Consider the following 25,800-nt stretch of genomic DNA (forward strand, 5'->3'; position numbering starts at 1 on the left):
AAGCTTCAACTTCATCCAGCAACCATCTACTACCCTTCCCCAGTCTCCTGACGACGCAGACGTTTAACCTGCTCCACCGCATTGTCCAGAGCTTTCTTGCGCTGATTCATAAGGCGAAGATGATTCTTCTCCACCTCGGCAAAATGTACATGATCCAGCTCCATCCATTCCGTCAGTTGGTTCAGGGTTGGTGACATATACAGCTGCGTTTTCCGCCGCTTGCGTGCCACGCAACATAGATATTTATGATGAACTTCCAGCTTCAATACTTCAAAATACGGCAGCAGGCACATCGCCAGATTCCCGGCATAGAACGTCTGCTTGTGATCGTAAAAGGGATGGTAACCATACGGCACTGTCACAACCAGGGTTCCCTCCTCGTGCAGCAGTCGGTGAATTTGCAGCAATAACGTCTCCGGATGGGCAAAATGCTCCAGCACCTCGCCGAGCAGTACCGTATCAAAGGTGGTTCTGGCTTTCCATTGCGTAATATCCAGTAAGCGAAAATCCACATTGTTCCGCACGGGTCTGGACTCCTTCTCCAGTTCCGCTCGCGCGTATTGTATACTCTCTTCTTCCAGATCAATTCCGGTCACCCGAAAACCTTCCCGCGCCAGCAAAATGGAAGTGACTCCCTGGCTGCACCCAACATCCAGTATGCGCTTGCCTGTCGCTTCCCGGCACATCCAGTGAACACGTGTACGTGTAGCTTCGTGTGATTCCTCTGAATTGATCTCGCCATAATAACGCTCGTTTACTCGATCATGATTCGCCATGGCTGCCTCCAGAATTTTCGTGTGAGTGTTTCAGGTGAGGTGCACGGTCTGCCTCGATCTGGCCTGTCAGTCCCTGCTCATCCCCATCCACTGTCTGATCCACTCGCATGTTCTCATGAACTTGCATGTCATGTACTTCATTCACGCCTTGCACCACATTCACATCCGGCCGAATCGGCTGGCCGATCACCACAATGTTTCCACCCACACAGCCTGCGGTTGCGTTACGTGTATCAAAGACCAGCTTCGCGTGGTCCGCCATCTCCTGATAATTGAAGCCCGTATGATCCGTCGTAATCATCACCAGATCAGCCCCGCCCACAATGCTGGTGATGCTGGTTGAGCATGAGCAGTCGTGCCATCCTCCTTGCGGAAGACAGATACCATCGGATCGGTGAAGACCACATTTGCCCCCGCTGCTTCCAGCAGCCTGAAGACATCCAGCGCTGGAGATTCACGCAGGTCGTCGATATCTTTTTGTAAGCCATACCCGCCAGCACAATGCGAGCTCCCTGCATCGACGAGCCATTCTGTTCGAGCAGCTCTGCAGCACGCTTCACAACGCGTTCCGGCATTTGCCGATTGGTCGCATCCGCAAGCGTAATGAATTGCAGCTCCGATCCCTGACGGCCAGCGGCCCAGGACAGATAGATCGGGTCAATTGGAATGCAGTGCCCACCAATACCCGGCCCGGGATAGAATGGCATATAGCCAAAAGGCTTGGTCGCCGCTGCGTCCAGCACCTCCCAGATGTTTACGCCCATTTGCTCACAGGCGGGTGTAAATTCGTTCACGAGCGCGATATTCACGCTGCGAAATGTATTTTCGAATAGTTTGGCCGTCTCCGCCACTGTCGTTGAACTAACGGGAACGATTTCGTTCAGGAACGAACCGTAGAATGCTTTTCCATAGGACAGACACGCTGGCGTGGAGCCGCCAATGATCTTCGGTGTATTTTTCACGCCGTAATGCACACTTCCCGGATCTACCCGCTCTGGAGAATAACAGACATGGAACTGCTGCCCTACTTTCCACCCTTTCGCGGCCTCAATTGGCTGAATTACACGCTCCTCGGTGGTGCCGGGATACGTGGTACTCTCCAATATGACAAGGCAGCCTTCCTGAAGATAAGGCGTTATCCCATCCACGGCTGCAGCGATAAATGAAATGTCCGGCTGGTGATCCGCGGTCAAAGGCGTAGGCACACAGATAACAATGATGTCGGCCTGCGCTACTGCGGCGTAATCCATGCCCGCCATGAATAATCCAGCCTGAGCAAGGGATTGTACGGCCTTATCTTCAATGCCGATAATGTAAGAATTTCCGGCATTCAGCTTAGCGACCTTTGCTCCATCGATGTCAATCCCCTGCACCCGATACCCCGCCTGCGCCATTTCGACCGCCATGGGTAAGCCGACATATCCCAGACCGATGACGGCGGCTTTCAGGGAGCGGTTGTTTATGTTTTGAAGCGTGGTACGTTCCTGTGTTTCCTTATTCCCATCCAACTTGCTGCTCTCTTCCATTCCTTCCACCTCCAAACGGTCCGCCTCCCTTCTATTAATCGATAAAGCCGCCTGCACGCAAAAATTGGGCAATTGCGGAACGATTCATCATCGCGCTGTCTGAACGATACTCGGAAAAGGTCACACGAGGTAGACTGCTGTATGGATCTGTCAGGCTCTTGTCCGGTTCCTGTGGCAAAATCACATAATATTGCTCATCATATTTGTAGGTACGCGGTGCCTCGTATGGAGAAATGAGTACCTCATGCAATTTTTCGCCCGGACGAATTCCGGTTAGTTTATAATCGTGAGCCGGACGACCTGCCTGTTCCAGCATGACCGAAGCCATATCCGTCATCTTGCAGGCTTTCATTTTCATTACAAATGTCTCACCACCCACCGCTGCCTCAGCCGCCTTCAGCAACAAATGAATGGCCTCCGTCCGTGTCAGGAAAAAGCGGGTCATGCCTTTGTCCGTAATGGTCGGGCTCTTGCCTTCATCAATCTGACGACGGAACAATGGAACGACACTGCCGCTGGTTCCAAGCACATTGCCCCCGCGAATACACACAAAACGCGTTGACTCGCTCAGCCCATTGGCACGAATCATCATTTTTTCACCCAAGGCCTTGGTCATGCCATAAACGTTAATCGGATCTACCGCCTTGTCGGTGGACACGTCAATGACTTTGGCAACCTGCATGCGAATCGCAGCGCGGATAATGTTCTGCGTACCGATGACGTTGGTCTTGAACGCTTCATCCGGCTGGTCCTCGCATACCGGGACGTGTTTCAGCGCAGCCAGATGGAAGAGAACGTTCACTCCGCGACAGGCCGCCTCCACCGCCCGATCATCCCGAATGTCTCCAATGACAAAACGCAAACGCGGATCATGACCAAAATCCCGCTGCATCGCAACCTGGGCGTATTCATTACGCGACAGAATCCGAATCTCAGCTGGATTCTGCTCCAGCAGTACCTCGGTCAGCTTTTGTCCCCAGGAGCCGGTTCCTCCAGTGATCAGAATCGTTTGTCCTTGAATCATGGTGAATCCCTCCTTGTTCAGATCATGAATTCGCGTAATACCGCAGCCATCTCTTCCCGGTTTAACCGATCTTTTGGCGGTACTTTTTTAATGGAAGTATTGCTGGAATGCACGATGTTCACGTAATTACGCGGAGCCAGCAGCTCATGCGGCAGCTCAATGACATTGCCATGTGTTCCCCGGCCCGGCAGCTTCACCCGGTATCCTGCAGCGTACTCTGCCGTTTTATATAGGTAGACATAGAATTGCGGGGAACGATGAAACGCTGGCGCCATCTCATGATTCACGCTGTCCCACAGGTATCCATTCTGGTTAATGAGTGCCATCGTTCCAGGCTGTGGCTGCACATCATAGAGCTGCTGAACAAACGTCTTGTGATACAGATCATCCGAATCCAGCCGGGCAATATAAATATCTTCTGCTCCCTCGGCAAAAGCCAGAATGGCACGCACACTTTCGATTGTTGTTCCAAAACGTATATTGGAAGGCAGCGGCTCCTGTTCCGCCAGAATCTCTTGCATCAGTTCCCCGATTCCTTGGACAGCTTCAACACGGCCAGGAAATCCTGATTCGTCTGGGCCTTAAGGCAATGCAGGGTGAACCTACGAAAAATGCCCACTCGCCGCTCCAGCCAATCTCTCGTTAATCGCTGCGGGTCCATTCCGTAATTGTTGAAGTTAATCTCAATAACCACTTTTCTGGACATACCCTTCCTCCTCATTCATTCTGTTATTTCTTTCACTTCAGTCAGACTATTTTCATAGTCTTTTACAGCCCTTTCCACACCAAAAACGGCCTCTGTCTGCCTGAAGATGCCATACAGAAGCTCTATTCAAACAAGCTGACTCTATAACGTATGAAAAAATAATAGAATCGGTCCGGACACTTGCACAGGTTCTTCCATAAATCAGCTTTTACATAAGCCCTTCAGCGCTTACCTCTCCCGGAAGTAGATTGATATACACCCGAAGATGTGCCCTACCGGGTCGAATGCACAATACGTTGTCGAAGCTGCAACATAGAATAGAGCAATTGAATTTTCAAAGGGGGCCTTATACCAAAATGAATGCAGTCTATCTTGAAATGGGTGGTGTGCTGGACCAACTTGAAGCCGCGGTGAGGGAGAAGCGTCCCTTCTCTCTTGTTCGTGTAGGCGATGGGGAGAATATCGTCATGTCTCAGGAAACGGTCTGGAGCACGGAACAGGTTCTGAAGGAGCGATGGGCCATCAAGGCTAATTTGGGCAAAAAGGACTGCGTCTACCCAATCTGCAGCTCCGGGATGAGGTTGCCGCTTCCTTGCAGCGCGCGGATATCGTAGGCGTTCTTCCACACGGGGACAGTAGCATCAAAGCCCCGGAGCATCTCAAAAGACAGCTGACCGACATCGTGTTCGCGCATTTTGGCATCTCTCCGGCACTCACTTGCCATGCCTGTGTCAATCGGGAACTCGCGCAGGTGCCCCGCTTCTGGAATATGCTGGCTGGCAAGCGTATACTGCTCGTTACCCGGGAGATTGAGCAGCTGCGGGCGATGCTCGTTCAGGAGCCATATCATCTGGATATTACAGCTGCGCTGCCCTTCGACAGCTGGAATCAGATGCAGGAAACACTGCAATGGGTTCAAACGAATCAGGATACCTTCGATGTAGCTCTCTTCTCCTGTGGCGTGAACGCGGTTGTACTTGCGGAGCGGACAGCAGTACTTGCAGGCAAAGTCGCCATTGACTTCGGCAAAGCCAACAACATTATTTTGAAAGGCCGTGCCAACTAGTTAGTAAAAGTGGATATTACAACAAAAATCCCGGACTCCTCAGAGTCGGGATTTTGTTCTGGTTTTTTTCTCTTTCTCTTTTCACCGTAAGACTTGAGGGTCTTATTAGCGCCAAACGTAAGGGATACCCTATCCTTTTCAGGACTTCATCTGCTGTGGTTAGCAAGTCTGTTCATCATACGATGCCCTATGATAACACTCTTCCTGTTGAACCTTCTGTTCATAGGAACCAATTGGTAGCTGCAATACCATAGAACACCTCAGGTCCAGTCCGTACAGATGTGGACACCCCGGAAATAAACGAGGTATATACACTTTCCAGTGCAGGCGGTGCGGACAGATCCTGTGCAGTGAACGAATGAAATTCAGCGCCACCGCTCTGACCTACCGTTCCTTCGGCACGATAAATCACAAAGAACGGATCGTAAAAACTGCCCCGTACAAGCTCAACAACGAACGTATCCCCCTCTTCTCCGGTAACACCAACCGTGCCATTCAAGGTGATAATGGGGTTTGGGACACCAAGGGTCTGCAGACCAATGGAGCCGAACGCTTCTGGTGATGGGCCCAGAGACAAACCGGGCTGTCCAACCGTTCCCGAGTTCATCGAACTTCTCATATCAAGAAACACACCCATGAGTAACACCTCCAATGCTATGGGATACGTTATTCTATGAATCTCGACTCTCTTTGGATTGGATGGGTAACAGATTCTCTCCACCTATTTTTATTTGCCCCCGGTTAGTGGTATATTGGACTGCATAACGAAATGAACGGATCGTATGCACACAAGCGGTACAGGCTGTTCAGAAGGAGATTACTATTTATGAATAAACGCAAACGCCCAACAGGCAATACATCGGCCAAGGGGAAAGCATCTACAGGTTCATCCACAGCACGGTCCGGGCGGTCCACTTTTACTTCCGCCAAATCATCAGGACCATCCGCATCACGCAATGCAGGAGCGGCGAAAAAGCCAGTAGCTGCCAAGTCCTCCGCAGCTCCTAAGAAAGCCGGAGCATCCAAACCCAAAGCAGCTAAACGCTCGGGCAATTCCTATTATCGTAAGCAGGAACCACCACGCCCGTACAAAGTCACTGAACCGGATGAACTGCTTAACTTTTTGCTGAAACACTTGAAGTCCGGCCGGAATGCGGTCAAATCCATCCTGGGTCGCGGACAGGTATCCGTTGATCAGAAAGTAGTTACCAAGTTTAATCTGGAGCTGACGCCAGGGCAGATCGTAACGATCAGCAGAGAAGGCGCTGTTGCCGCTCCTTCCTTGACAGGCATTAACATTTTGCATGAAGACGATGATATCATTGTCATTCGCAAGGAAGCCGGGCTGCTATCCATTGCCGCTGACAAAAGTGATGATCTTACTGCTTATCGCCAGCTGACCGAGCATGTTCGCCGTACCAACGAGCTGAACCGGATATTTATTGTCCATCGTCTGGACCGCGACACTTCGGGTGTCATGATGTTCGCCAAGAGTGAAGAAGTGCAGCAGAAACTGCAGGACAACTGGAAAGACAACGTACAGGAACGTGTGTATGTTGCCCTTGTAGAAGGTGCCGTTGCGAAGGAAGAAGGAACCATTTCCTCATGGCTGAAAGAAACCAAGACACTCAAAATGTATTCCAGTCCTCGCCCGAATGATGGACAGCATGCGATTACACACTACAAACGTCTGCAGTCGAACCGCGAGTTCTCCCTGTTGGAAGTCCGTCTGGAAACGGGACGCAAAAACCAGATCCGTGTGCATATGGAAGATCTCGGACATCCCATTGCAGGCGACAAAAAATACGGTGCACAAACCAAAACACTTGGACGCCTCGGACTGCATGCACGGGTACTCTCGTTCATCCATCCAACGACAGGCGAGCTAATGCGATTTGAGACCGATATTCCGAAGCAGTTCCTGTATCCATTCCGTGCGGACGCCCCACCAGCGAAATAACGGAATGATTCAGAGAACAGGCATCGGTGGCTCAGATCTCAGCCTATTCAAGACAAGCCCCGGTGCCAGATTTGGCCGATGGCCTAACCACGTCTGAAGGGAGGAACCGATGCTGAACAACTTGCTGATTACCGGTTATCGTGCACATGAACTACAGATTTTTGGACAGAAGCATGAGGGAATTCCTTTCATCAAGAAGGCCATCTCTTCCCGTCTTACACCTCTGGTCGAAGACGGGCTGGAATGGGTACTGACGCCAGGACAATACGGCGTGGACTTATGGGCCTGCGAAGTGGTGCTTGAGCTGAAGAAGACGTTCCCGGATCTGAAGCTGTCAATCATTACTGCTTTTCAGAATCCAGAGGAACAATGGAAGGAAGACAAACAGGAGTATTATCGCTCCATCCTGCAAGGTGTAGACTATTACGGAGCGATTAGTCGTCAGCCGTATATCGGCCCGTGGCAGTTCACTGCACGCGATGACTTGTTGCTGCGCAAAAGCGACGGTCTCCTGCTCGTCTATGACGAAGATGCCGGAGATGGCAGTCCTCGTTTTATCAAGGAAAAAGCGGTCAAAAAGCAGCAGAATGAAGATTACACCATCATTAGTATCACATCAGAGGATATCCAATCGGTCGCCGAAGATGAACGGATGAACGATGTTGGGGATTACGAGGATTCTTCATTCTAAGTGATCAAATGAGTCAACCTCGGATAAGGTACGAATGAATTAGTGATCATTGCACTTTTATGTAGCAGCTTAGTTGTTCAGGAATTCGTACATATGTTTTTTTTGGCGGCAGGTTGGGTATAAGTAGTAGTAAAAACTGCGATTACCATGTCGTATGGGACAAAGGGGAACTGCAACCATGACATTAACGCCAGAACAGCGCATTCAACTGCATGGATTCAACAACCTGACCAAGTCGCTGAGTTTCAATATGTACGATATCTGTTACACGAAAACCAAAGATGAACGCGAAGCTTACATTGAATATATTGATGAACAATATAATGCGGCCCGGCTCAGTAAAATACTGACCAACGTGTCTGACATTATCGGTGCCCATGTGCTGAATGTCGCCCAACAGGACTATGTTCCACAGGGTGCAAGTGTGACAATGCTTGTCTCGGAAGGCCCCATTGTGGAGATTCCCGAAGAATCCTTCGATGAATCCCCCGGTCCCCTGCCCGATAATGTCGTCATGCAGCTCGATAAAAGCCATATTACCGTTCATACGTATCCCGAATTCCACCCGAGTGAAGGCATCAGTACGTTCCGGGCAGACATTGACGTCTCTACCTGCGGTGAAATCTCGCCCCTAAAGGCGCTGAACTATCTGATCCACTCGTTTGATACGGATATTATGACGATGGATTACCGGGTACGGGGGTTTACACGGGATACGAGCGGACGCAAGCTGTTCATTGATCACGAGATTGGTTCGATTCAGAATTATATTCCGGATGAGATCAAGAGCAGCTTCGACATGATTGACGTGAACGTGTATCAGGAGAACATTTTTCACACCAAGTGCAAGTTGAGGGAATTCGACCTCGATAACTATCTGTTTGGTTATACCAAAGATAAACTGAGTAAAGCCGAGCAACAGGAAATTACGGAGTGGCTGAAGCTGGAGATGGATGAGATTTATTATGGCAAAAACATCAATCGTCCTTCTTAATGCCTGATTCGTAAAGACTGATTCATAAGGACTGAACAAGGATAAGATGTCATGAAGGAAGGATTTCTTAACGGAAGCCTCCGGCGTGCGCTTGTCCTTTTCTTTTGCCTAACTTGACAGGCAGTAGCGCAATTTTTTATGATGAAAGCAATTGCATTTCCATTAAGGAGACTGAGCCGTTGATTGAAACGAACACTTCCAGACGCAATGAATCTCTGTTACAAGCGCTGAACGTACAGCACCAAGTTACCACTGAAAATATTGCCAATGCAGACACACCCAATTACAAAAAGAAATCGGTGGAGTTTGAGGAAGAGCTTAGACGTATCATCGAGAATGGCAAAACAGATCAGCTCGATATGAAACGGACTCATGAAAAACACTTTCCGGTTAGTAATCCCAATGCTTCCATCGTTAATTACCAGATTGTCGAGAACAACGAAACATCCATGAATAATAACAACAATAACGTTGACATTGACAAGGAAATGGCGGATCTTTCGGAGAATCAGCTTATGTATAACTACATGGTTGACCGGGTAAGCGGGCATTACAAGAAAATGAAAAATCTGTTGCAGGATATGAAATAATGAATGTGAATGGTAGAGCAGTCCTTTGGCTGCTTTTTGTTTTGTCTAATATTCGGAAAAATCCAGATGATCTATATTAACCGTATTTGGCATCGCTTTTATTTTCCTAATCAGGAGAATCCACTCACCTAAGTTATGTCCTTTTTCGGTATCCTCTTCCTTTCGTAGTATAATGAGATAAAATGATTGATTTCATATCAAATAAAAGAGGTGCAACATGGCTCCACGTCATTTAAATGCTTTTCAAGGCTCCAAAGTCCGACTGGCCGCTCCTTGCCCGGAAGACTGCATGCGGCTCAGCCGCTTCACTGACAGTTATGATTACTTGCGTAATCTGGATACCGATATTGCTGTTCCACTAACGCCTGATGAGACAGGGTCATCCGCAGTTCGGAGAGACAACGGCTTTGAATTTGCGCTGCGTACACTGGAGGACAATCGTTTCATTGGATTTACGGCGCTCTACCGAATGGAGTGGAATAACCGTTCTGCACGACTGGCCATTGGTATTGGTGATGACAAAGATCGTGGTCAAGGCTACGGCAGTGATGCTCTTGCCCTGATTATTCGTTATGGATTCCATGAATTGAATCTGAACCGGATTTCGCTGGAAGTCATTGAATACAATGAAGCTGCGAGACGTGCATATCTCAAAGCCGGATTTCGGGAGGAAGGTCGTCAGCGCTCTGCCGTTCTGCGGGATGGCACGCATTATGATCTGATCTCCATGAGTATCCTTGCGGAAGAATGGTCAACGCAGACCAAGCTTCCGTTGGCGTTTCAGTCCACTCAAGTCCGGGGAGCTGCACAGACGGAAGATCACTCAGACTCACAACTGCTAGCTGCTGAAGAATCTGCGTTGTCCGGTTCACAAGCCAAGCTCATGGCGGATGCTTCTGTTCAACCTCGCATCGGTGTTGGGGCGGTTATCCTCAACGAGCGTAATGAAGTTCTTTTGGTTTGGCGGAATCGTCAGCCTGAACAATACACCTGGAGTATCCCTGGAGGCAAAGTCGATCCTTATGAGTCGCTGGAAACGGCGGTCATTCGAGAAATTAAGGAAGAAGTCGATCTGGATATTGCCATCGAGGGGTTACTCTGCACGGCCGAAACCATTCGTCCGGAACAGGAAGAACATTGGATATCTGTTCTCTATTTCACTCGGGTCATCCACGGTATTGCTCGCAATCTGGAGGAAGACGGTGCCATTGGCGAGATCGGCTGGTTCCCACTGAACGATCTTCCCTCTCCGCTAGCGAGTTTTACCGTGCCTGGACTACAAGCCGTTAAGCAGCTCTATTCCCAAGATTGAATGTGGGAACCGTAATTTAGGATGACGAAACTTCAATAAAATGCATAACAACCGCCGAACTCCTTTTTCTGAGTCAAAGGGGAGCTTGGCGGTTATTTTCGCTTTTCTGCGCAAATTCCTTCTTTTATAGTAGTCTCAGTACATGTATACATAACTTTATTTTCCAAAACCAAGAACCGTTTGGCCCTTTCCACGGTCTAATACGCAACAAGTCGCAACAACATCCATGAAAGGAGGAGCCATTGTGACCCCTGCTCAACTGACTATCGTGGCACAAAAAGGGGATGCCGAGGCTTTTGCAGCCTTAATGGAGATGCATCAGAGCCGACTGTATCGGATCGCTTATGCCTATCTGCACAACGAAGGCGATGCGCTGGAAGCGATACAGGAGACTACCTATAGAGCTTATCGAACGCTCAAGAAACTAAAAGAACCCTCCTATTTCGGCACCTGGCTAATCCGCATTCTGCTGAACTACTGTGCAGACGAACGCAAACGCAAGAGCCGGTTCAGCCACGTTACCGAAATTCATGAACCCAGCAGCTGGGACCGACCCGAAGACCCCGATCTTGCCGCAGCCGTCTCTGCGCTGGATCGGGATTGCAAGCAGATTATTATTCTGAGTTATTTCGAAGGTTTCTCCTTGACAGAGGTCGCTGACATTCTGGAAATTCCTACAGGGACCGTAAAATCCCGACTGCATCGAGCACTCGGACAGCTTCGAAATCAACTTGAAACGAAAGGAGATAAATTATCATGACCGATGAAATGAAATCATTTGAAGCTCTGGAACAGCGTCTGGATGCTCGCAAAACGGAATACGACACTATCCCTGTACCCGACGCCGGAGCAAATCAGGCTGTACAGGCCGGAGTCCGTCAGGCCACGCGCAAGCGCAGATCGAGGTTGCGCTGGTATATGAGTTCCATCTCTGCAGCTGCAATTATCCTCGTGTTTACGGGATGTATCCGCGTCTCTCCCGCTTTTGCGTCCTTTGTAGAGCAGCTACCGGGCATGGAAGGTATCGTCAGCATGATTCGCCAGGATAAAGGATTAATGATGGCCATCGATCAGTCCCTCTTGCAGAAGGTCGGTGTGACCGATGAGCATAATGGAGCTTCTATGACCGTGGACGGCATTATTACAGACGAGTCACGTATGGTTATTTTTTACACACTGAAAGGCATGAAAGATTCCGAGAAAGGGATGTATGACATCGATTTGCTTGATGAGCATGGTAAGAATCTTCCTGTTGGATTTAGTTATTCTTCACCTAAACCTACTTCAGACGAGAATGTGTATGAAAATATGATTGATGTTATCTTTACCGATGAGGCCTCGCCCCCCGATGAGCTGAGTGTCGTAATCAAGGCCAGGGGAGCTAATCCTCATGAGTGGAAAGTTACGTTCCCGGTAGATAAAACGTTAACCAAAGGCATGAAAAAAGTCATTCCCATAAATCAGACGTTAACCGTCGATGGACAACTTATCGATGTGAAGCAGGCCACCCTTTATCCGACCCGTCTCGTGCTTGATGTGAAATTGGATCCAAAGAACACAAAAAAAATCTTTGGACTGGATGATCTTCAATTAGTCGATGAACAAGGCCGTGCATGGAGAACAGACACCACGACAGGTGAGGATGAACGATCCATTTACTTTGAAAGCATGTACTTCTCCATTCCGAAAAAGCTGACTTTACAAGGATCTGGCTTTTCGGGGCTGAATAAAAATGAACTTGATATCGTCGTTGATCTGAATTCACACAAGATTACAGGCGGTCCATCTGGATTAAAGATGCTCGGAAGCAAGGTCGTTGGCAAAGATTTGGTTATCCATTTCTCTGTAGACGGTAGTATGGAAGGCAAGTTCATTCTAGCTTTCGGAGATGTTATGGACAAAGCAGGTAAATCGTATCAGATTCCAGGCTCCAATTGGAGCAGTGGAGATGGAACGGATGACAGACATACGATTATCTCTTCTACTATTCAAAATGGGGCCAAGATGAAAGGGGAAATAAAGATGCATATTTACACCTATCCAATGAAATTTAAATCACCATTTTCAATGGAAATCCCGGTGAATCCTTAATCATTTTCAGAAGTATGCTGTTATAAACGTAATTACTCTTTATAATGGAAACACCAAACATCTACATTAAATCAATATGTCACAGGAAAGGATGTTTCCACAATGAATAACCGTTCCATCCGTTACCCACAACCACTCGCACCGGGAAATACCATTGGGGTGGCGGCGCCATCCAGCGGTGTGGGTGAATCCTTGCATCATTACCTTGAAGAGAGCAGGCACAACATGGAGCGCCTTGGTTTTGGTGTTCAGGAGAGCCCCTTTCTACGGCATAACGCCAAATGTGTAAGTTCATCCAAGGAAGATCGCGCAGCCGAGATCAATGCGTTTTTCCGGAACCCTGAGATTCAGGCAATTATCCCTCCGTGGGGTGGAGAGTTTCTTATGGATATCCTGCCCCTGCTGGATTGGGATGCTTTGAAAACATTGCCGCCCAAATGGGTCATGGGCTATTCAGATATCAGCACCTTTTTATTTGCATACACCCTGATCACCGGAACGGCTTCGGCACATGGTACGAACTACGTGGATCTTAGGTCCAATGAACTCGATCCGGTGACCGCCCGCTGGATTGATGTATTGCAGACTGGACACGGAGGGCAGATCACTCAATTTTCCTCCACCCACTATCAATCGGAATGGAAACCGGAGTTATCCAGGTTTAATCTGGATACCCCATCACACTGGAAACAGCTGGGGCAGCCCCAAGGAGCTGACGCACAGGTTACGTTCTCAGGTCGGTTGATCGGCGGCTGTATGGATACCATCACTTGTCTGATCGGCACACCTTACGCACCAGTTGAGGCGTATCTCGATCAGTACTGTGCAGAAGAAGGAACCATCTGGTATCTGGAAAGCTGTGAAATGAATGCGGGTGATATCTACCGTCATCTGTGGCAGATGAGACAGGCTGGCTGGTTTGCTGGCGTTAAAGGCTTCATGTTCGGCCGACCTGCCGGGTATTCGGATACCGGAGATTTCAATTTCACCGATGCCCTAACCTCAGCGCTGGGGAATATGGATGTTCCCGTACTGTATGATGTGGATCTGGGCCACATCCCGCCACAGTTAACCTTTGTGAATGGCGCACTGGGCAAAGTCGCTTATGAAAATGGGCGCGGAAGCCTTGAGATGGCATTTGTGTAAACACCTTTTGTAGGCAGATGCATACCTTGAAGTAAGAACTTATTTTGAGGAAGGGTTGTGCTTCATGTCTGAATCCACATCCACACCATCCGCATTTGTCGTATACCAAGCCAATCAACCGATGCTCCAATCCGTGCATAGTGTGCGGAATATGCTTCATCATACAGCCCGGCAGCACGTAGGCAAGAAGGTGCAAGTCCAGAATATCGATGGTCAGGTATGGGAAGGTGTCATTATCAGCGCAGATCGGGGTATTCTATATCTCCAGGTTACGCCGATGCATGGATATCCTGAGCCACGTGCCTTGTTTGGACCGACGATTCTGCCACTCGTACTGTATGAGCTGTTAGTCATTACGCTGTTGATGTAATTGTTTTTTTATCGCTATAGAGCCAAATCCAAAAATCTTTGCTCCGGAGGCCCTTGGGTCCGGGAACGAAGATTTTTTTGGTTGGTTTAGGGGTGCTCGGGTCGTCCTTTTGGCTTGAATGTATGCATCAATCTCTGCAATCTGGATGACTTCCTGTCGTTCATGCGGTATGTTTCCTTGCTAACGTGTGAAATATGATACAATGGTGTCGGCACCAAGCCTTATCTCATATGAACGGAGCTTGATCCGGTTGGAATATATCCCTCATGATCCTCCACCCGTGCCTCAGTCTGAGACGGAGCTGGTTGGGACAAATCATACTGAACAATCCAGAGTGATCGCGATCTGTCTATTGGCAGGCAAAATTATGCTGCAAAGCGGCGGTGAAACCTACCGTGTGGAAGATACGATGAAACGCATGGCTGCCGCGCTGGGCCTTCCCCATTCGCACAGTTACGTTGTGCCCACAGGCATCTTCTTCTCGGTTGATGCAACCGAGCCTGCCAAGCTGATTCGAATCTCGGAACGAACCACGGATTTGCACAAGGTATCTGAAGTGAATGCCGTTTCCCGGCGTATTGGACAAGGTGAATTGTCCGTTGAAGAAGCGTATGCGTTGTTACAACAAATTGAGGGACAGCCCTCCTCCTATTCTGCGGTTGTGCGGCTTACGGCGGCGGCGTTATCCAGTGGGTGCTTTACCATTATGTTTGGTGGAGGCTGGGTCGACTTTCTCCCTGCAGTGCTCTGCGGTGGTATCGGCTATGCAGCGGTCATTGCCTTCCATCGACTGGTACTCGTGAAGTTTTTTGCCGAGCTGACAGCTTCATTTGTCATTGGCCTGCTCGCCTTTTTGCTTGTCTATATGGGTGCGGGTCATGAACGGGACAAAATCATTATTGGCTCAGTCATGCCGCTGGTACCGGGACTGCTGATTACCAATGCTGTGCGTGATCTGATGGCCGGGCATCTCGTGTCCGGGCTATCCAAGGGAGCCGAGGCGTTTCTGACGGCTTTTGCGATTGGTACCGGCATTGCTGTTGTTTTTTCACTTTTTACGTAAGACGGAGGAGTTGCAGGTTATGCTTCATTTTATTGAACAAGCCCTGACCAGCTTTGTCGCCTCGGCTGCATTCGGCATCATCTTCAACGCCCCACGACGCATGCTGCTTCACGGTGGATTTGTCGGCATGATTGGCTGGATCATCTACATTGTGCTCGAATATGCAGCAGATGCTGTTCCTGCTACACTGGCAGCGACCATCGCGGTAGGTGTCATCAGCCAGCTGTTCTCCCGTATGTTTCGCGCACCCGTCATTATCTTTAGCGTGGCTGGCATCATTCCGCTCGTTCCCGGTGGGCTGGCGTATAATGCGATGCGTAATTTTGTGCAAAATGACTACGGTGCTGCCATGGAGATGGCTGCCAAGGCACTCATGTTATCCGGTGCCATCGCGATCGGACTTGTATTGTCCGAAGTGTTGAACCAAATGATTCGTCGTTTACCTGAATCGTTGCGAGCAAAACCCTAGCAGTAGATAAATATACTATCACTAAAACGATAATGGCCCGTGGGAGACAGGGTAAACTGTCCTTCACGGGTTTTCCATATTTTTAATCCATGTTGGATCCGGGATTATCTCCCTTGCAGCGGTCTCATCGTTGCATCCATTTGTTCGATAACTGTACGATCCATAAGGCAGAAATCTCCCCATGTCTGCTGGAAAATCCTTGTCCATCGTTATACAGTAAACCATCTCTTTCATGGCAAAGCACGCTTCATAACAGACGCAAATAAATCTGCCGCCACACCACTTCCGGATCTCATATAATGTTCTGCATCCGTACGATCAAATCCCATCCAGACTGCAGCCGTCCACTTGCCGGTATATCCCACGAACCACAGATCCCGATTAGCTTCCTTGCTTACATCAGGTAATGCAGCCTGCGTTGTTCCTGTCTTCCCCGCTACTTTATGCCGACTCAGCTGTGCTCTACTGCCTGTTCCCTGACTGACCACATCTTGGAGCATACGGGTCATAGCCGTTGCCGTGTTGGTGGAGATCACCTGCTTGTTCTCTGGCTTAAAAGTATAAATCGCCCGGCCACGTGAATCCGTAATTCCACGAATCAGATGTGACGTATTAAACTTGCCGTTATTAGCAAAGACAGAATAGGCCTGAGCCATTTTCAGTGGAGATACCCCTTTATGCAAGCCACCCAAGGCAATCGACAGATTGAGATCCTCCTTACCCAGTTCAATGCCCAATCGATCTGCAAATTGATGTGCGCGTCCCAACCCTGTCTCATGCAGCAGCCATACGGCTGGAGCATTGATGGAATGTTCAATGGCTTGTGACATCGTAACTGTACCTCTGTAACGCCCACCCAGATTGCTTGGTTGATAACTCCCATATTTCATGCGTTGATCAGGCAGAATACTCTCCGGCTTAAACCGCCGGATTCCAATGCAGGTCCGTATGCAATGATGGGCTTGAATGCAGAACCGGGTTGCCTTGCATCCGCGGTTGCCCGGTTAATGCCTCCTTTTACAGGGTCACGCCCGCCCATCATCGCTTTGACTTCACCGTTATGCTGGTCCAGTATGACCATGCTCGCCTGCACTTGCTCATCCTTGCGATCATCGGTGAACCGGGAAGATTCGCTGAACGCTTGCTCCATCGCTAGCTGCGCTTGATCATCCAATCCTGTATGAATGGTCCAGCCTGCGGATTGAATCTCTGCTATACTTTTGTCTGTAAGGCGAGAAGCCTCCTCGATCACCGCATCTAATGCAGACACGTAAGCAGGCACTGGCGAGCCTGGACTCGATGCAGATGTTGGATCTGGCGGTGTATAGTCCACACTTCGCGCTTCCTCCATCTGTCTCTTTGTAATAATTCCTTGCTCATGCATGAGGCCAAGAACCACAGAACGCCTCTCTTTGGACAGGTCTTCCCGATCTACCGGATTGTATATGGAAGGTCCTTTGGGAATTCCAGCCAGCGTAGCGATTTGCCAAATCTCCAGCTGATGTAAATCCTTAATCCCGAAGTAACGCCACGCCGCCGCTTTAACCCCGTACTGCTGACGTCCCATATAAATATGATTCAGATACAGCTCAAATAGCTCATCCTTGCTAAATTTCTTTTCCATCGCCATGGCAATCGACATCTCATTCACCTTGCGAACCAGCGTTTTGTCTCCGTTCAAGTACAGATTTCTGGCCAGTTGCTGTGTAATGGAGCTGCCCCCTGACTGAGATTCATATGTAAAACATCCTGCACAACCGCCCTGCCAATCCCAATAAAATCCAATCCGTTATGATTATAAAAACGTCGATCTTCCGTAGCCAGAAACGCCTGCTTTAACAGATCGGGCATGTCCTTCAATTCGGCATATTCCGAATATCCCTTGGTTTGCACTTGTAATCTCGAAATTTCTGTTCCGTTGGCATTCGTAATGATGGTAGAAGAGGCCGTTGATATGGCCTCAGGATGATTGCGAAGTACACCTTCGCCGTAAGCAACCAGATAGATATAGCCGATCACAAGCAAAATAACGATCACTACAGAGGCATCAAATATGTGATAGACTCCCCGCCTTATACTGGATCTCAACATTCAGGCTCCCTGAATACATGAGGAATGGAACCTGAATGTTCTTGTGGCTTCATTTCCATGGAATCCAGGGCAAGCTCCAGCCTTAACGTCTGTTCATACGCCAGCCTGACCCAGTGCTGAATCTCCGCTTCATCCCGGCAGCGTCCTTCCATGACCATATCAAGCGATGAACGAACACCATAGAGCGTCAGTTTAATCGGCAGATCGGCACTTATGCGACCAGATTGTGATCCAACCAAATCTTCTTGAATATGTTGCTTTCCGAACCAATCTTCGCCTCTTGGCTCCCGATCTATCCACTCATGATCTGAACTATTTATGTGCTCCGCTTGTATACGTATGGCAACGTCATTCAGATCGGCAGCAATCTGCCGCAGTTCCCCGCCATTCAACACTTCAATCGGTGCTGAAATTTGGCCATTAGCCAGCTCATGAGCTCCACGAGCAATCACCTTGAGGTCATCTGCAATCTTCTGTGATCGAATCCAAAAAAACAATGCAAACAAACCTCCCCGATGAATATAACCAACGGTGTTGTTCCGATATGGTTTATCACCCAATGCATAACGCGAGTTATCCCTGTTGTCTCAGAGAGGAGATGACGGTGGGCAAAACGTAACATGTGATAAACGACAAATAGGAGCGCGGCGCTAAGTAACGCGCTTGCTCCACAGATATATATGTATCTAAGTCTGACTGTACGTAATAATAATCTCATATTCGGCATCCTCCTCAATTTTGCAGCTCATGTGTACGATTGAGGTTAAGGATACCGAATATTTCTTAATGAGGAAGTGGGTAACTTCTTATCATTTTCTTAATTAAGCAATTAGGATGTTGAATCAAGCAAGATCTAATACATCGGACGAGAATTCTTTCAAGTTACTGTTCCGCTTGGTCTCTGTTCATCGGAGCAGCAGTTACAGGGAAACGCGTAACAAAATCGGTTCGGCCCTGTTCACTGTAGGCAGCTATACTTCCTTGATGCAGTTCTATCATTGACTTGGCAATAGCCAACCCCAGTCCGGTGCCGCCCGTATCACGAGAGCGGGACTTGTCCACCCGGTAGAATCGATCGAATAAATGGGGCAAATCCTGGGCCGGAATCGGTTCACCGTAATTGCTGATACGCACCACGGCTTCATCACCTTCAAGAGACAACGCGATCTCCATCACTTTCCCCTGTGCCCCGTAACGGATTGCGTTACTGAACAGGTTCTCATATGCACGAACAAGCTCCCCGGGAGCGGCCTGAATCCATAAAGGCTCCTGTCCACCGATGATCTTGTATGTCATGCCCGCCTCTTCCAGCATCGGAGCGAACTCTTCCGCCAGCTGCATCAGAAACGGGTTCAGGTTCAGAGAAGTCAAGGACAAGGGCAGGCTCCCACCACTGACACGGGTATATTCGAACAAATCGTCGATCAGTTTCCTTAATGTTAAGGATTTCTCGTACGCAATGCTCACGTAATAGCGCATCTCAATTTCATCCTGATACCGATCCTTCTCTATGTACTCCAAAAATCCGAGAATGGAGGTAAGCGGTGTCCTCAAATCATGAGAAATGCCTGTAATCAAATCATTTTTGGCAGCGACCGCACTACGCTCCTCCTGCAATGACAGCTGCAATTGTTCAGCCATCTGATTAATACTGGCAGCGACAACGCCAAATTCATCCGATGTCTTTACCTCGATCCGATGAGACAGTTCTCCTTTGGCTACTTCCTGAATTCCCGCGGTAATCTCATCCAAAACGAGCATCAGCCTGCGTGTGAACAGGAAAAAGAACAGCACAAAGCCAAGTATGCCAATTATAATCATTAATGGCACCGACCCAATATTGTTCACCAGCCACCTAATGCCCTTTGCAGGGAGCGAATAATCAGGATAGGTCTGAGCTTCCAGAATGGATCGTACAACTTTGCTGCCCCATACAAAATAGCCGCCGTTAAAATGCCACTCAGCAAAAATGCATAAATAAATTTCCAGCGGACTGTGTTAATTATTTTTGAATTCATCTCGGAACTCCCTGCTCACGCTCTGTATCCAATTCACCTTGTAGACGCACGTGCTTATTGTGGTTTGATCATCTTATACCCAACACCCCATACCGTCTGTATGAACTTGGGATGTTTGCTGTCGAGTTCAATTTTCTCCCAAATCTTGCGGATATGCACCATGACGGTGTTGTTGGATTCCATGAATTCCTCTTTCCAGACCTGTCTGTAGATCTGCTCCATACTAAGCACAGAGCCTTGATGGCGCGCCAGCAGCTCCAGAACGGCAAATTCACGGGGAGTCAGACGAACAGGCTGCTCATCCACCCAGACCTCATGGGTATCGGTATTGATGACCAGATCGTCAATCACCCATTCATGCTCCTTGTTCTCCCGGCCTTCATTGAAGGTATAGTACCTGCGAAGCTGTGATTTTGCCCGTGCCACTAGTTCAAGCGGGTTAAACGGCTTGGTCACATAATCATCAGCACCGATGCTCAGCCCTGTGATTTTATCCATATCCATGCTTTTGGCGGACAGCATAATGATCGGCATTTTCTGCTCTTCCCGAATTTTCATACAGGCTTCAATTCCGTCCATATTTGGCATCATGACATCCAGAATAATCAGATCAATTGGCTCTTTCTTCAATTGCTCAAGCGCCTCGATCCCATCACTGGCTGTCAGAACCCGATATCCTTCATTGCCAAAATAAATCTCCATCAGTTTAATAATATCCTGCTCATCATCCACAAGCAGAATGGTTGCTGGCTGTGCCACGGCATTATTCCTTTCCATTCCATGAATCATTGCTTTGATCAGAGTATACCACTAGAATATGAATCTGCGAAAATCATCGCGCTCAAGAAAGGGGGTAACACGTTCAAATTCCCAGTACTGAATGCCCCTTCATAATGGGTTAATTATCGTAAACCAATGCAATCTCTGAATATGTTCAGTCTATTTCTCTCAACCTATGTAGTGTTGTTGCCTTCCATTTGGTACTCCCTATCAGTAAAGTATAGTATCGTCGATCTAATCCCGATTTAACCGTTGCTTGTTTCGGATAACATGCTCTATGTATTCTATCTAATCTTGTTTCTATTCAGACAGAAACTCGTATGATGTATCTAATTTTTCTATTCAAACAACGCCACTTTGGGCTCCATACCAGTCAAAGTTAGCATCGTGTGCAGTTGGCCCCTGTGGTGGTATACATGTCCCATAATCTCAAGCAACCACTCCAGACGACTGTACGAAGCGCCCCGATAGGAGTCAGTCACCTGTAATAATTCTTCCGTGTTAAACTGTCTGTATCTATGGTAAAGGTACATCTGATTGGCAATCAACGCTTCCTTGATCTCACTGAGTGTATTCGGCTGATTTTCCTCGTAAAACAAAGCCATTTCTTCTTCAGAGGCTCCCTCCGAAATATGTACATCTGCACGACAAATGACGGATAGATGAGAAAGTAACTCTCCAACCGGCCGCTTGCCTTCAATCGGAGTCAAAGCCAAATCCTGTTCGGATAGTTGGTCACATAAATTGATTAATGATGTGACTGCCACATCAATATGTTTGAATGCGGATTGAATCAACAGAAACACTCCCTTTTTATCCCATTATATAGAACGTATGATCGCTAATCAACCCATTTATTCCCCCTTCATATATAAACCAGCCATGTTTGAAAACTAACAATGACGAACAAAAAAGCCCCTCCTCCCTCTGGTCAAGACCCCATTTAGTAGACATTATAAAAAGACCCTAGGCTGCAAACTGGCGTCGGTACTCTACCGGCGTCAGTTTTTTTAGTTTCCGTTGTGGCCGTTTTCGGTTGTAAAAACGGATATATTTTTCGATTTTGCTTTGTGCTTCGCTAAGCGTTCGGATATGATAAGGATAGAGTCCTTCCGTTTTGAGATGCGAGAAGAAACTCTCCATCGAGGCATTGTCATAACAATTTCCTCGGCGAGACATGCTGATTCGGGCGCCAACCTTTGGCAGCATGTCGTGGTAAGCATGAGACGTGTACTGGAATCCTTGGTCGCTATGAACGACCAGTCCGGTCACGTCTTTTTGCTTCGCAAACGCCTTGCTGAATGTGCGAAGCACCAGTTCATTGTCGTTGCGTTCGCCTATTTCGTAAGCCACAATTTCGTTATTAAACAGATCCTTTATGGCTGAAAGATATATCCAGCGCTCTCCCACACGATACTGGGTAATGTCCGTTACCCATTTCTGATTCGGTTTTTCTGCACTGAAATCTCGCTTCAAGAGGTTCTCTGCTACACGCTGCGCAGGTGTATACGAGCTGCTGGAGCGCCGTTTACGACGGATTCGAGATTGAATACCGAGCATTTGCATCAGGCGGAGCACCTTTTTGTGGTTCATCCAAATCCCCTGATCTTGCCAAAGGAACAACTGGAGCTGCCGATAACCATATTTGCCTTCATATCGTTGATACGTTTGAAGCACTTGTTTCTTCGCCTTTGCGTCGCGATCGAATCGTTTACGTTTTACATAGGCATAAAATCCACTCCGTGACACGCCAAACACATCACAAAGTTTCTGGATATCACCGTATGCCGCTACTTTTTCTATGATCTGAAATCTTTCTTGTTTGCTTCCTCCTTCCAGATGACCAAGCACTTTTTTAGCAACTCATTCTCCCGTTTCAGTTTTTGTACAAAGCGGTCTTGATCCAAGTATTCTTTACGTCGACCTCGCTGATCCATCAGTCCAAACTCACCTTGTTCCCGATATTTTCGCATCCAGCGCTTCATTCGTCCTGGATCATGAATCCCCAGATGTTCATTAATCTTTCGATAAGTCCACCCCTCAACCGTATGCAAACGAATAGCCTCATTTTTTATCTTCTCCGAATACGTTTTAAACTTTTGTCCCTTAATCGCCATAAAAAATACACCCCCTAGAATTTCATCGGCTAAACCCAGGGGTTTTTCCAATGTCTATTCTAAGGGGTGCACTTCACTCTTATAGACGGCATTTGGGACTTTTTGTTGCTTCTATGATAACAAACATGAACTTAACTTGAATATAACGAACAATACGTTTGATCGAATCGTCCTGCAAGCAAGTCCTCCTTGCGAATGAAAAATTGCAACTCTCCACAATCCCACCATTGAAATCCGATAGCGTCATGCGTATCAATTTTCAATAGAAGCAATGTATCCGAAAGCTCTTGTTGTGTCCGTTCCTCATCTCCACCATAATGAGCAGTCAGCTTCTTCTCACACGCCTGTTCATCATAATCATACTCTTCACCAAGTACGATCTGTAACAGCGCCTGATGCTCTGCATCCGGATGTTGACCGTCAGGATATCCAAACATGCCACCCCAGTTCTGTGTACTCGGATGATTCCAGCTGGACTCGAATTCAAGGTATCGGTCATATAGACCTTCCTCCCCTTCGACGGCTACTTTTCCACCAGATAGCGGGGCAGCGAGTGCATTCAGATCCAGAGAATCAATGTACGCATATGTAGGAAACTCAAGGTTAGGCAGCACCGTTACCGAGTGCGCTACAAAATCCTCCTGCTTCAGCGCAGTTTCGCCCGCAGGCTCTCGCCTTGTCAGGTTATGAGCGTCCGGCTCGTAAATTACACGATGCTCAATATGATAAGCAGGCTCATCCACTCCAATGAAAAAATATAACATGCCCCGTTCGGGCAAATTCCCGCGACCATCATTTGGCATATATGGCGTCAAGTCCACAAGGTTCAACTGGGCCAGGAAAGTCATGGGTACTCCATCCTGTGTCAAAGGCCATTTCATGTTCTCCGGCAGATCCGGATCTCCACCTACACGTGAATTTCCTGTTCTGCGATACTCATCCGCTGTCGATACATCAAGGCGAATTCCCCAACGACTTGAAGATAACAGCAGATCGGCAGCATTACCCAATCCATATTCCTCAAGTGTTTTCCGGGCTTTTCTGGTCAGACGTTCACATTGTTCAGGTTTAATCATACAGATCCTCCCCTTCTGACAATACATCTATGGTGAGACATATTCAGGTACACACCTGTATATTCTTCCGCTGCCTCTTCTTTCCCTGCTTCTAGCGAAAAAGAGACTGACATTCGCTGTCAGCCTCTATCCTTACGATCCATCATCCCTAACGATTCCGATGCGGTAGATCATCCTGGAATGCGCGAATATGCTCCTCGCTATCCAGAAATTCATGCGACTGGTGGGCAGCCATTACACCATGATAACTAATATCCAGGCCCAGATCTTCCTCTTCTTCCGTAGAACGGACAGGAACCATCTTGCCAATCAGCTTCAGACCGATCCAGGTCATGACAAATCCCCAGACGACCAGAGCCGTGAGACCGAGCGCCTGAACACCCAGCAGCCTCCAGCCGCCTCCCATGAACAAGCCCCCATCCGTTGCAAATAAACCCACGGCAATGGTTCCCCACATCCCGGATACAGCATGAACAGGGAACGCCCCCACCGGATCATCAATCTGCCTGCGGTCCAGCCAACTCGTTGCAGCCATCATGAGCAATCCGGATACCGCCCCAATGAATATCGCAGCCACATCACCGACAAAGGCACAACCCGCCGTAATACCAACCAAACCGGCAAGCGAGCCATTAATGACGGATGGTGCATCCGAACGATTGAAACGGAACAAGGTGTAGAGCAGTGTAACTGCGCCGCCCGAAGCAGCAGACAACATCGTAACGATGGCAATGTGACCGATCCTTACATCAGTCGCGCTGAGCGTACTTCCTGCATTGAAGCCAAACCAGCCGAACCATAGCAGAAATGCGCCTACAGATGCCAGCGGCAGATTGCTCGGAAGCGCAATGGCACTCACGCCAAGCGGCGTGTATTTTCCTTTACGCGGCCCAATAATAATCGCTGCGGCCAGTGCAGAGAACCCGCCCAACGCGTGAATGACCGCGGAACCAGCAAAATCCTGCATCCCCAGCTTGCTGAGCCAACCGCCGCCCCATGCCCAGTGACCACCAATTGGATAAATAATTGCGGTCATCAGTATGATGTACAGCAGGTAGGCTCGAAAGTTAATCCGCTCAGCCACAGCACCCGATACGATGGAAATGACGGCAATAGTAAACGCGGCCTGGAACAGCCAAAATGTTTCCAGTGATACGGGTACGTCCAGATGAGACAAATCTCCATTGAGGAAAAATCCAGTTATGCCTACCAAACCACCAGCATCAGAACCATACATTAAGCCAAATCCGATCGCATAGAAAAGCAATGTCCCAATCGTAATGTCGGCGAAAACCTTCATAATAATATTCACGCTATTTTTATAACGTACAAAGCCAGCTTCCAGCAGGGCAAACCCGCCCTCCATCAACAAAATCATGGCTGCACTCAGTACGACCCAGACCGTATCAATCCCGGAGCTTAACGTCTCCAAAGTCATGCTTATACATCCTCCGTTTCCCTAAGCTGTCTAATCTCCCGGATCGTTTCGGGCGTAAGCTCGATTTCGTCCCGTTCAATGCTGTCCGGATGCTTGATTCGTTCGGCAATGCGGTCCAGTTCTCGTATCCGCCGCCGAATCTGCTCCATTTTGCGAAAACGTTCCTTCACCTGGACCATATATTCCACCGCCTGGTGATGGGATGCGGGTCGCCCTGCGAACCATTTGCGTACTGGCGACAAAGATTGATAAGCGACTTCTTCCGCACGTTTTTTTTGCTCGAATTGTTCAATTTTATGTTTGAGCGTTTCAATCTCATTTTCTTTTTTGACCTTGAGCTGTTGGATAAGGTACAATAAATCGGACGATGATATTTGCAATGCTGTATGTTGATACACTTCGTCAATTACTAACATACCATGTCAGGACTCCTTACATATAAAGTTACTTGTTATCGATTATAGAGTCCAGCAGCACTTAGCGTCAATCCTTTTTT

Annotated in this window: 26 protein-coding genes and 5 pseudogenes; 13 read left to right on the forward strand and 18 right to left on the reverse strand. The window is 48.3% G+C overall.

Features of this window, described 5'->3' with window-relative positions; all coding sequences use genetic code 11:
* Positions 1 to 29: 29 nt before the first annotated feature.
* The 6 genes and pseudogenes from ACTWJ7_RS27380 to ACTWJ7_RS27405 all read right to left on the reverse strand — a co-directional run bounded on the left by ACTWJ7_RS27380 (position 30) and on the right by ACTWJ7_RS27405 (position 4,032).
* Positions 30 to 776, reverse strand: coding sequence for a class I SAM-dependent methyltransferase (locus tag ACTWJ7_RS27380; RefSeq protein ID WP_301879570.1), 747 nt, complete (start codon positions 774 to 776; stop codon positions 30 to 32).
* Positions 763 to 1,080, reverse strand: coding sequence for a hypothetical protein (locus tag ACTWJ7_RS27385; protein ID WP_443146041.1), 318 nt, complete (start codon positions 1,078 to 1,080; stop codon positions 763 to 765). The genes ACTWJ7_RS27380 and ACTWJ7_RS27385 overlap by 14 nt, the downstream gene beginning before the upstream one ends.
* Positions 1,077 to 1,418, reverse strand: a complete 342-nt coding sequence (locus ACTWJ7_RS27390) for a UDP binding domain-containing protein (protein WP_443146427.1) — start codon at positions 1,416 to 1,418, stop codon at positions 1,077 to 1,079. The genes ACTWJ7_RS27385 and ACTWJ7_RS27390 overlap by 4 nt, the downstream gene beginning before the upstream one ends.
* Positions 1,310 to 2,302: pseudogene (locus ACTWJ7_RS27395) on the reverse strand (nucleotide sugar dehydrogenase); the annotation flags it as partial. The gene ACTWJ7_RS27390 and the pseudogene ACTWJ7_RS27395, both read right to left, overlap by 109 nt.
* 34 nt (positions 2,303 to 2,336) lie before the next feature.
* A complete protein-coding gene (locus ACTWJ7_RS27400) occupies positions 2,337 to 3,326 on the reverse strand; it encodes a polysaccharide biosynthesis protein (RefSeq protein WP_301879571.1) in 990 nt (329 codons plus the stop codon).
* A 17-nt stretch (positions 3,327 to 3,343) separates the two neighbouring features.
* Positions 3,344 to 4,032, reverse strand: a pseudogene (locus ACTWJ7_RS27405) (glycosyltransferase).
* Between the two features lie 356 nt (positions 4,033 to 4,388).
* On the opposite strand from ACTWJ7_RS27405, the pseudogene ACTWJ7_RS27410 reads away from it, so the two are divergent.
* Positions 4,389 to 5,098, forward strand: a pseudogene (locus tag ACTWJ7_RS27410) (GT-D fold domain-containing glycosyltransferase).
* 220 nt (positions 5,099 to 5,318) lie between these two features.
* Here ACTWJ7_RS27410 and ACTWJ7_RS27415 read toward each other — a convergent pair.
* Positions 5,319 to 5,735, reverse strand: a complete 417-nt coding sequence (locus ACTWJ7_RS27415; RefSeq protein WP_024629407.1) for a hypothetical protein — start codon at positions 5,733 to 5,735, stop codon at positions 5,319 to 5,321.
* A gap of 189 nt (positions 5,736 to 5,924) precedes the next feature.
* On the opposite strand from ACTWJ7_RS27415, the gene ACTWJ7_RS27420 reads away from it, so the two are divergent.
* The 12 genes and pseudogenes from ACTWJ7_RS27420 (at position 5,925) to ACTWJ7_RS27475 (ending at position 15,784) form a co-directional block, all read left to right on the forward strand.
* Positions 5,925 to 7,058, forward strand: coding sequence for an RluA family pseudouridine synthase (locus ACTWJ7_RS27420; RefSeq protein ID WP_301879573.1), 1,134 nt, complete (start codon positions 5,925 to 5,927; stop codon positions 7,056 to 7,058).
* Positions 7,059 to 7,167: 109 nt separating this feature from the next.
* Positions 7,168 to 7,749: a DUF1273 domain-containing protein gene (locus ACTWJ7_RS27425; protein ID WP_029880796.1), complete on the forward strand. Its 582-nt coding sequence runs from the start codon at positions 7,168 to 7,170 to the stop codon at positions 7,747 to 7,749.
* Between the two features lie 178 nt (positions 7,750 to 7,927).
* Entirely contained in the window at positions 7,928 to 8,743 is an 816-nt protein-coding gene (gene speD / locus ACTWJ7_RS27430; protein ID WP_024629404.1) for an adenosylmethionine decarboxylase, read from the forward strand.
* Positions 8,744 to 8,922: 179 nt separating this feature from the next.
* The gene (gene flgB, locus ACTWJ7_RS27435) at positions 8,923 to 9,333 is read left to right on the forward strand and encodes a flagellar basal body rod protein FlgB (protein ID WP_079351034.1); all 411 of its coding nucleotides are present in this window, start codon (positions 8,923 to 8,925) and stop codon (positions 9,331 to 9,333) included.
* A 217-nt stretch (positions 9,334 to 9,550) separates the two neighbouring features.
* Positions 9,551 to 10,042 (forward strand): annotated as a pseudogene (locus tag ACTWJ7_RS27440) (GNAT family N-acetyltransferase); the annotation flags it as partial.
* A gap of 174 nt (positions 10,043 to 10,216) precedes the next feature.
* Positions 10,217 to 10,645 carry an NUDIX domain-containing protein gene (locus tag ACTWJ7_RS27445; protein WP_301879787.1) on the forward strand — a complete coding sequence of 143 codons (429 nt, stop codon included), beginning with the start codon at positions 10,217 to 10,219 and terminating at the stop codon, positions 10,643 to 10,645.
* 244 nt (positions 10,646 to 10,889) lie between these two features.
* Complete coding sequence (locus ACTWJ7_RS27450) at positions 10,890 to 11,405, forward strand: sigma-70 family RNA polymerase sigma factor (protein WP_301879574.1); 516 nt, start codon at positions 10,890 to 10,892, stop codon at positions 11,403 to 11,405.
* Positions 11,402 to 12,736 carry a DUF4179 domain-containing protein gene (locus tag ACTWJ7_RS27455; protein ID WP_301879575.1) on the forward strand — a complete coding sequence of 445 codons (1,335 nt, stop codon included), beginning with the start codon at positions 11,402 to 11,404 and terminating at the stop codon, positions 12,734 to 12,736. Before ACTWJ7_RS27450 ends, ACTWJ7_RS27455 begins: the two co-directional genes overlap by 4 nt.
* Before the next feature lie 102 nt (positions 12,737 to 12,838).
* Positions 12,839 to 13,882, forward strand: coding sequence for a S66 family peptidase (locus ACTWJ7_RS27460; RefSeq protein WP_301879576.1), 1,044 nt, complete (start codon positions 12,839 to 12,841; stop codon positions 13,880 to 13,882).
* Between the two features lie 64 nt (positions 13,883 to 13,946).
* Positions 13,947 to 14,252 carry a hypothetical protein gene (locus ACTWJ7_RS27465; RefSeq protein ID WP_079350759.1) on the forward strand — a complete coding sequence of 102 codons (306 nt, stop codon included), beginning with the start codon at positions 13,947 to 13,949 and terminating at the stop codon, positions 14,250 to 14,252.
* A 367-nt stretch (positions 14,253 to 14,619) separates the two neighbouring features.
* Positions 14,620 to 15,315 (forward strand): threonine/serine exporter family protein, encoded by a 696-nt coding sequence (locus ACTWJ7_RS27470; protein ID WP_236703443.1) that lies wholly within the window; start codon positions 14,620 to 14,622, stop codon positions 15,313 to 15,315.
* A 19-nt stretch (positions 15,316 to 15,334) separates the two neighbouring features.
* The gene (locus ACTWJ7_RS27475; protein ID WP_285075085.1) at positions 15,335 to 15,784 is read left to right on the forward strand and encodes a threonine/serine exporter family protein; all 450 of its coding nucleotides are present in this window, start codon (positions 15,335 to 15,337) and stop codon (positions 15,782 to 15,784) included.
* 230 nt (positions 15,785 to 16,014) lie between these two features.
* Here the strand turns inward: ACTWJ7_RS27475 and ACTWJ7_RS27480 are convergent.
* The 11 genes and pseudogenes from ACTWJ7_RS27480 to ACTWJ7_RS27530 form a co-directional block, all read right to left on the reverse strand.
* A pseudogene (locus ACTWJ7_RS27480) lies at positions 16,015 to 17,875 on the reverse strand (transglycosylase domain-containing protein).
* Positions 17,869 to 18,372: a HAMP domain-containing protein gene (locus ACTWJ7_RS27485; protein ID WP_443146042.1), complete on the reverse strand. Its 504-nt coding sequence runs from the start codon at positions 18,370 to 18,372 to the stop codon at positions 17,869 to 17,871. The pseudogene ACTWJ7_RS27480 and the gene ACTWJ7_RS27485 overlap by 7 nt, the downstream one beginning before the upstream one ends.
* Before the next feature lie 385 nt (positions 18,373 to 18,757).
* Positions 18,758 to 19,696 carry a sensor histidine kinase gene (locus tag ACTWJ7_RS27490; protein ID WP_443146043.1) on the reverse strand — a complete coding sequence of 313 codons (939 nt, stop codon included), beginning with the start codon at positions 19,694 to 19,696 and terminating at the stop codon, positions 18,758 to 18,760.
* Between the two features lie 23 nt (positions 19,697 to 19,719).
* Positions 19,720 to 19,893: a hypothetical protein gene (locus ACTWJ7_RS27495; protein ID WP_443146044.1), complete on the reverse strand. Its 174-nt coding sequence runs from the start codon at positions 19,891 to 19,893 to the stop codon at positions 19,720 to 19,722.
* Positions 19,894 to 19,947: 54 nt separating this feature from the next.
* Positions 19,948 to 20,670 carry a response regulator transcription factor gene (locus ACTWJ7_RS27500; RefSeq protein ID WP_443146045.1) on the reverse strand — a complete coding sequence of 241 codons (723 nt, stop codon included), beginning with the start codon at positions 20,668 to 20,670 and terminating at the stop codon, positions 19,948 to 19,950.
* Between the two features lie 341 nt (positions 20,671 to 21,011).
* Positions 21,012 to 21,470 carry a DinB family protein gene (locus ACTWJ7_RS27505; protein WP_301879580.1) on the reverse strand — a complete coding sequence of 153 codons (459 nt, stop codon included), beginning with the start codon at positions 21,468 to 21,470 and terminating at the stop codon, positions 21,012 to 21,014.
* 169 nt (positions 21,471 to 21,639) lie between these two features.
* Positions 21,640 to 22,524: an IS3 family transposase gene (locus ACTWJ7_RS27510; RefSeq protein ID WP_301879581.1), complete on the reverse strand. Its 885-nt coding sequence runs from the start codon at positions 22,522 to 22,524 to the stop codon at positions 21,640 to 21,642.
* Entirely contained in the window at positions 22,473 to 22,790 is a 318-nt protein-coding gene (locus tag ACTWJ7_RS27515; protein ID WP_079350485.1) for a helix-turn-helix domain-containing protein, read from the reverse strand. Before ACTWJ7_RS27515 ends, ACTWJ7_RS27510 begins: the two co-directional genes overlap by 52 nt.
* A 131-nt stretch (positions 22,791 to 22,921) precedes the next feature.
* The gene (locus ACTWJ7_RS27520; protein WP_079350766.1) at positions 22,922 to 23,866 is read right to left on the reverse strand and encodes a YwqG family protein; all 945 of its coding nucleotides are present in this window, start codon (positions 23,864 to 23,866) and stop codon (positions 22,922 to 22,924) included.
* A 148-nt stretch (positions 23,867 to 24,014) separates the two neighbouring features.
* A complete protein-coding gene (locus tag ACTWJ7_RS27525; protein WP_079350767.1) occupies positions 24,015 to 25,304 on the reverse strand; it encodes an ammonium transporter in 1,290 nt (429 codons plus the stop codon).
* Between the two features lie 2 nt (positions 25,305 to 25,306).
* On the reverse strand, positions 25,307 to 25,720 hold the full coding sequence (locus ACTWJ7_RS27530) for a hypothetical protein (protein WP_301879582.1): 414 nt from the start codon (positions 25,718 to 25,720) through the stop codon (positions 25,307 to 25,309).
* Positions 25,721 to 25,800: the final 80 nt, after the last annotated feature.

It is taken from the genome of Paenibacillus sp. 1A_MP2 (assembly GCF_052244825.1).
Lineage (GTDB): Bacteria > Bacillota > Bacilli > Paenibacillales > Paenibacillaceae > Paenibacillus > Paenibacillus vandeheii.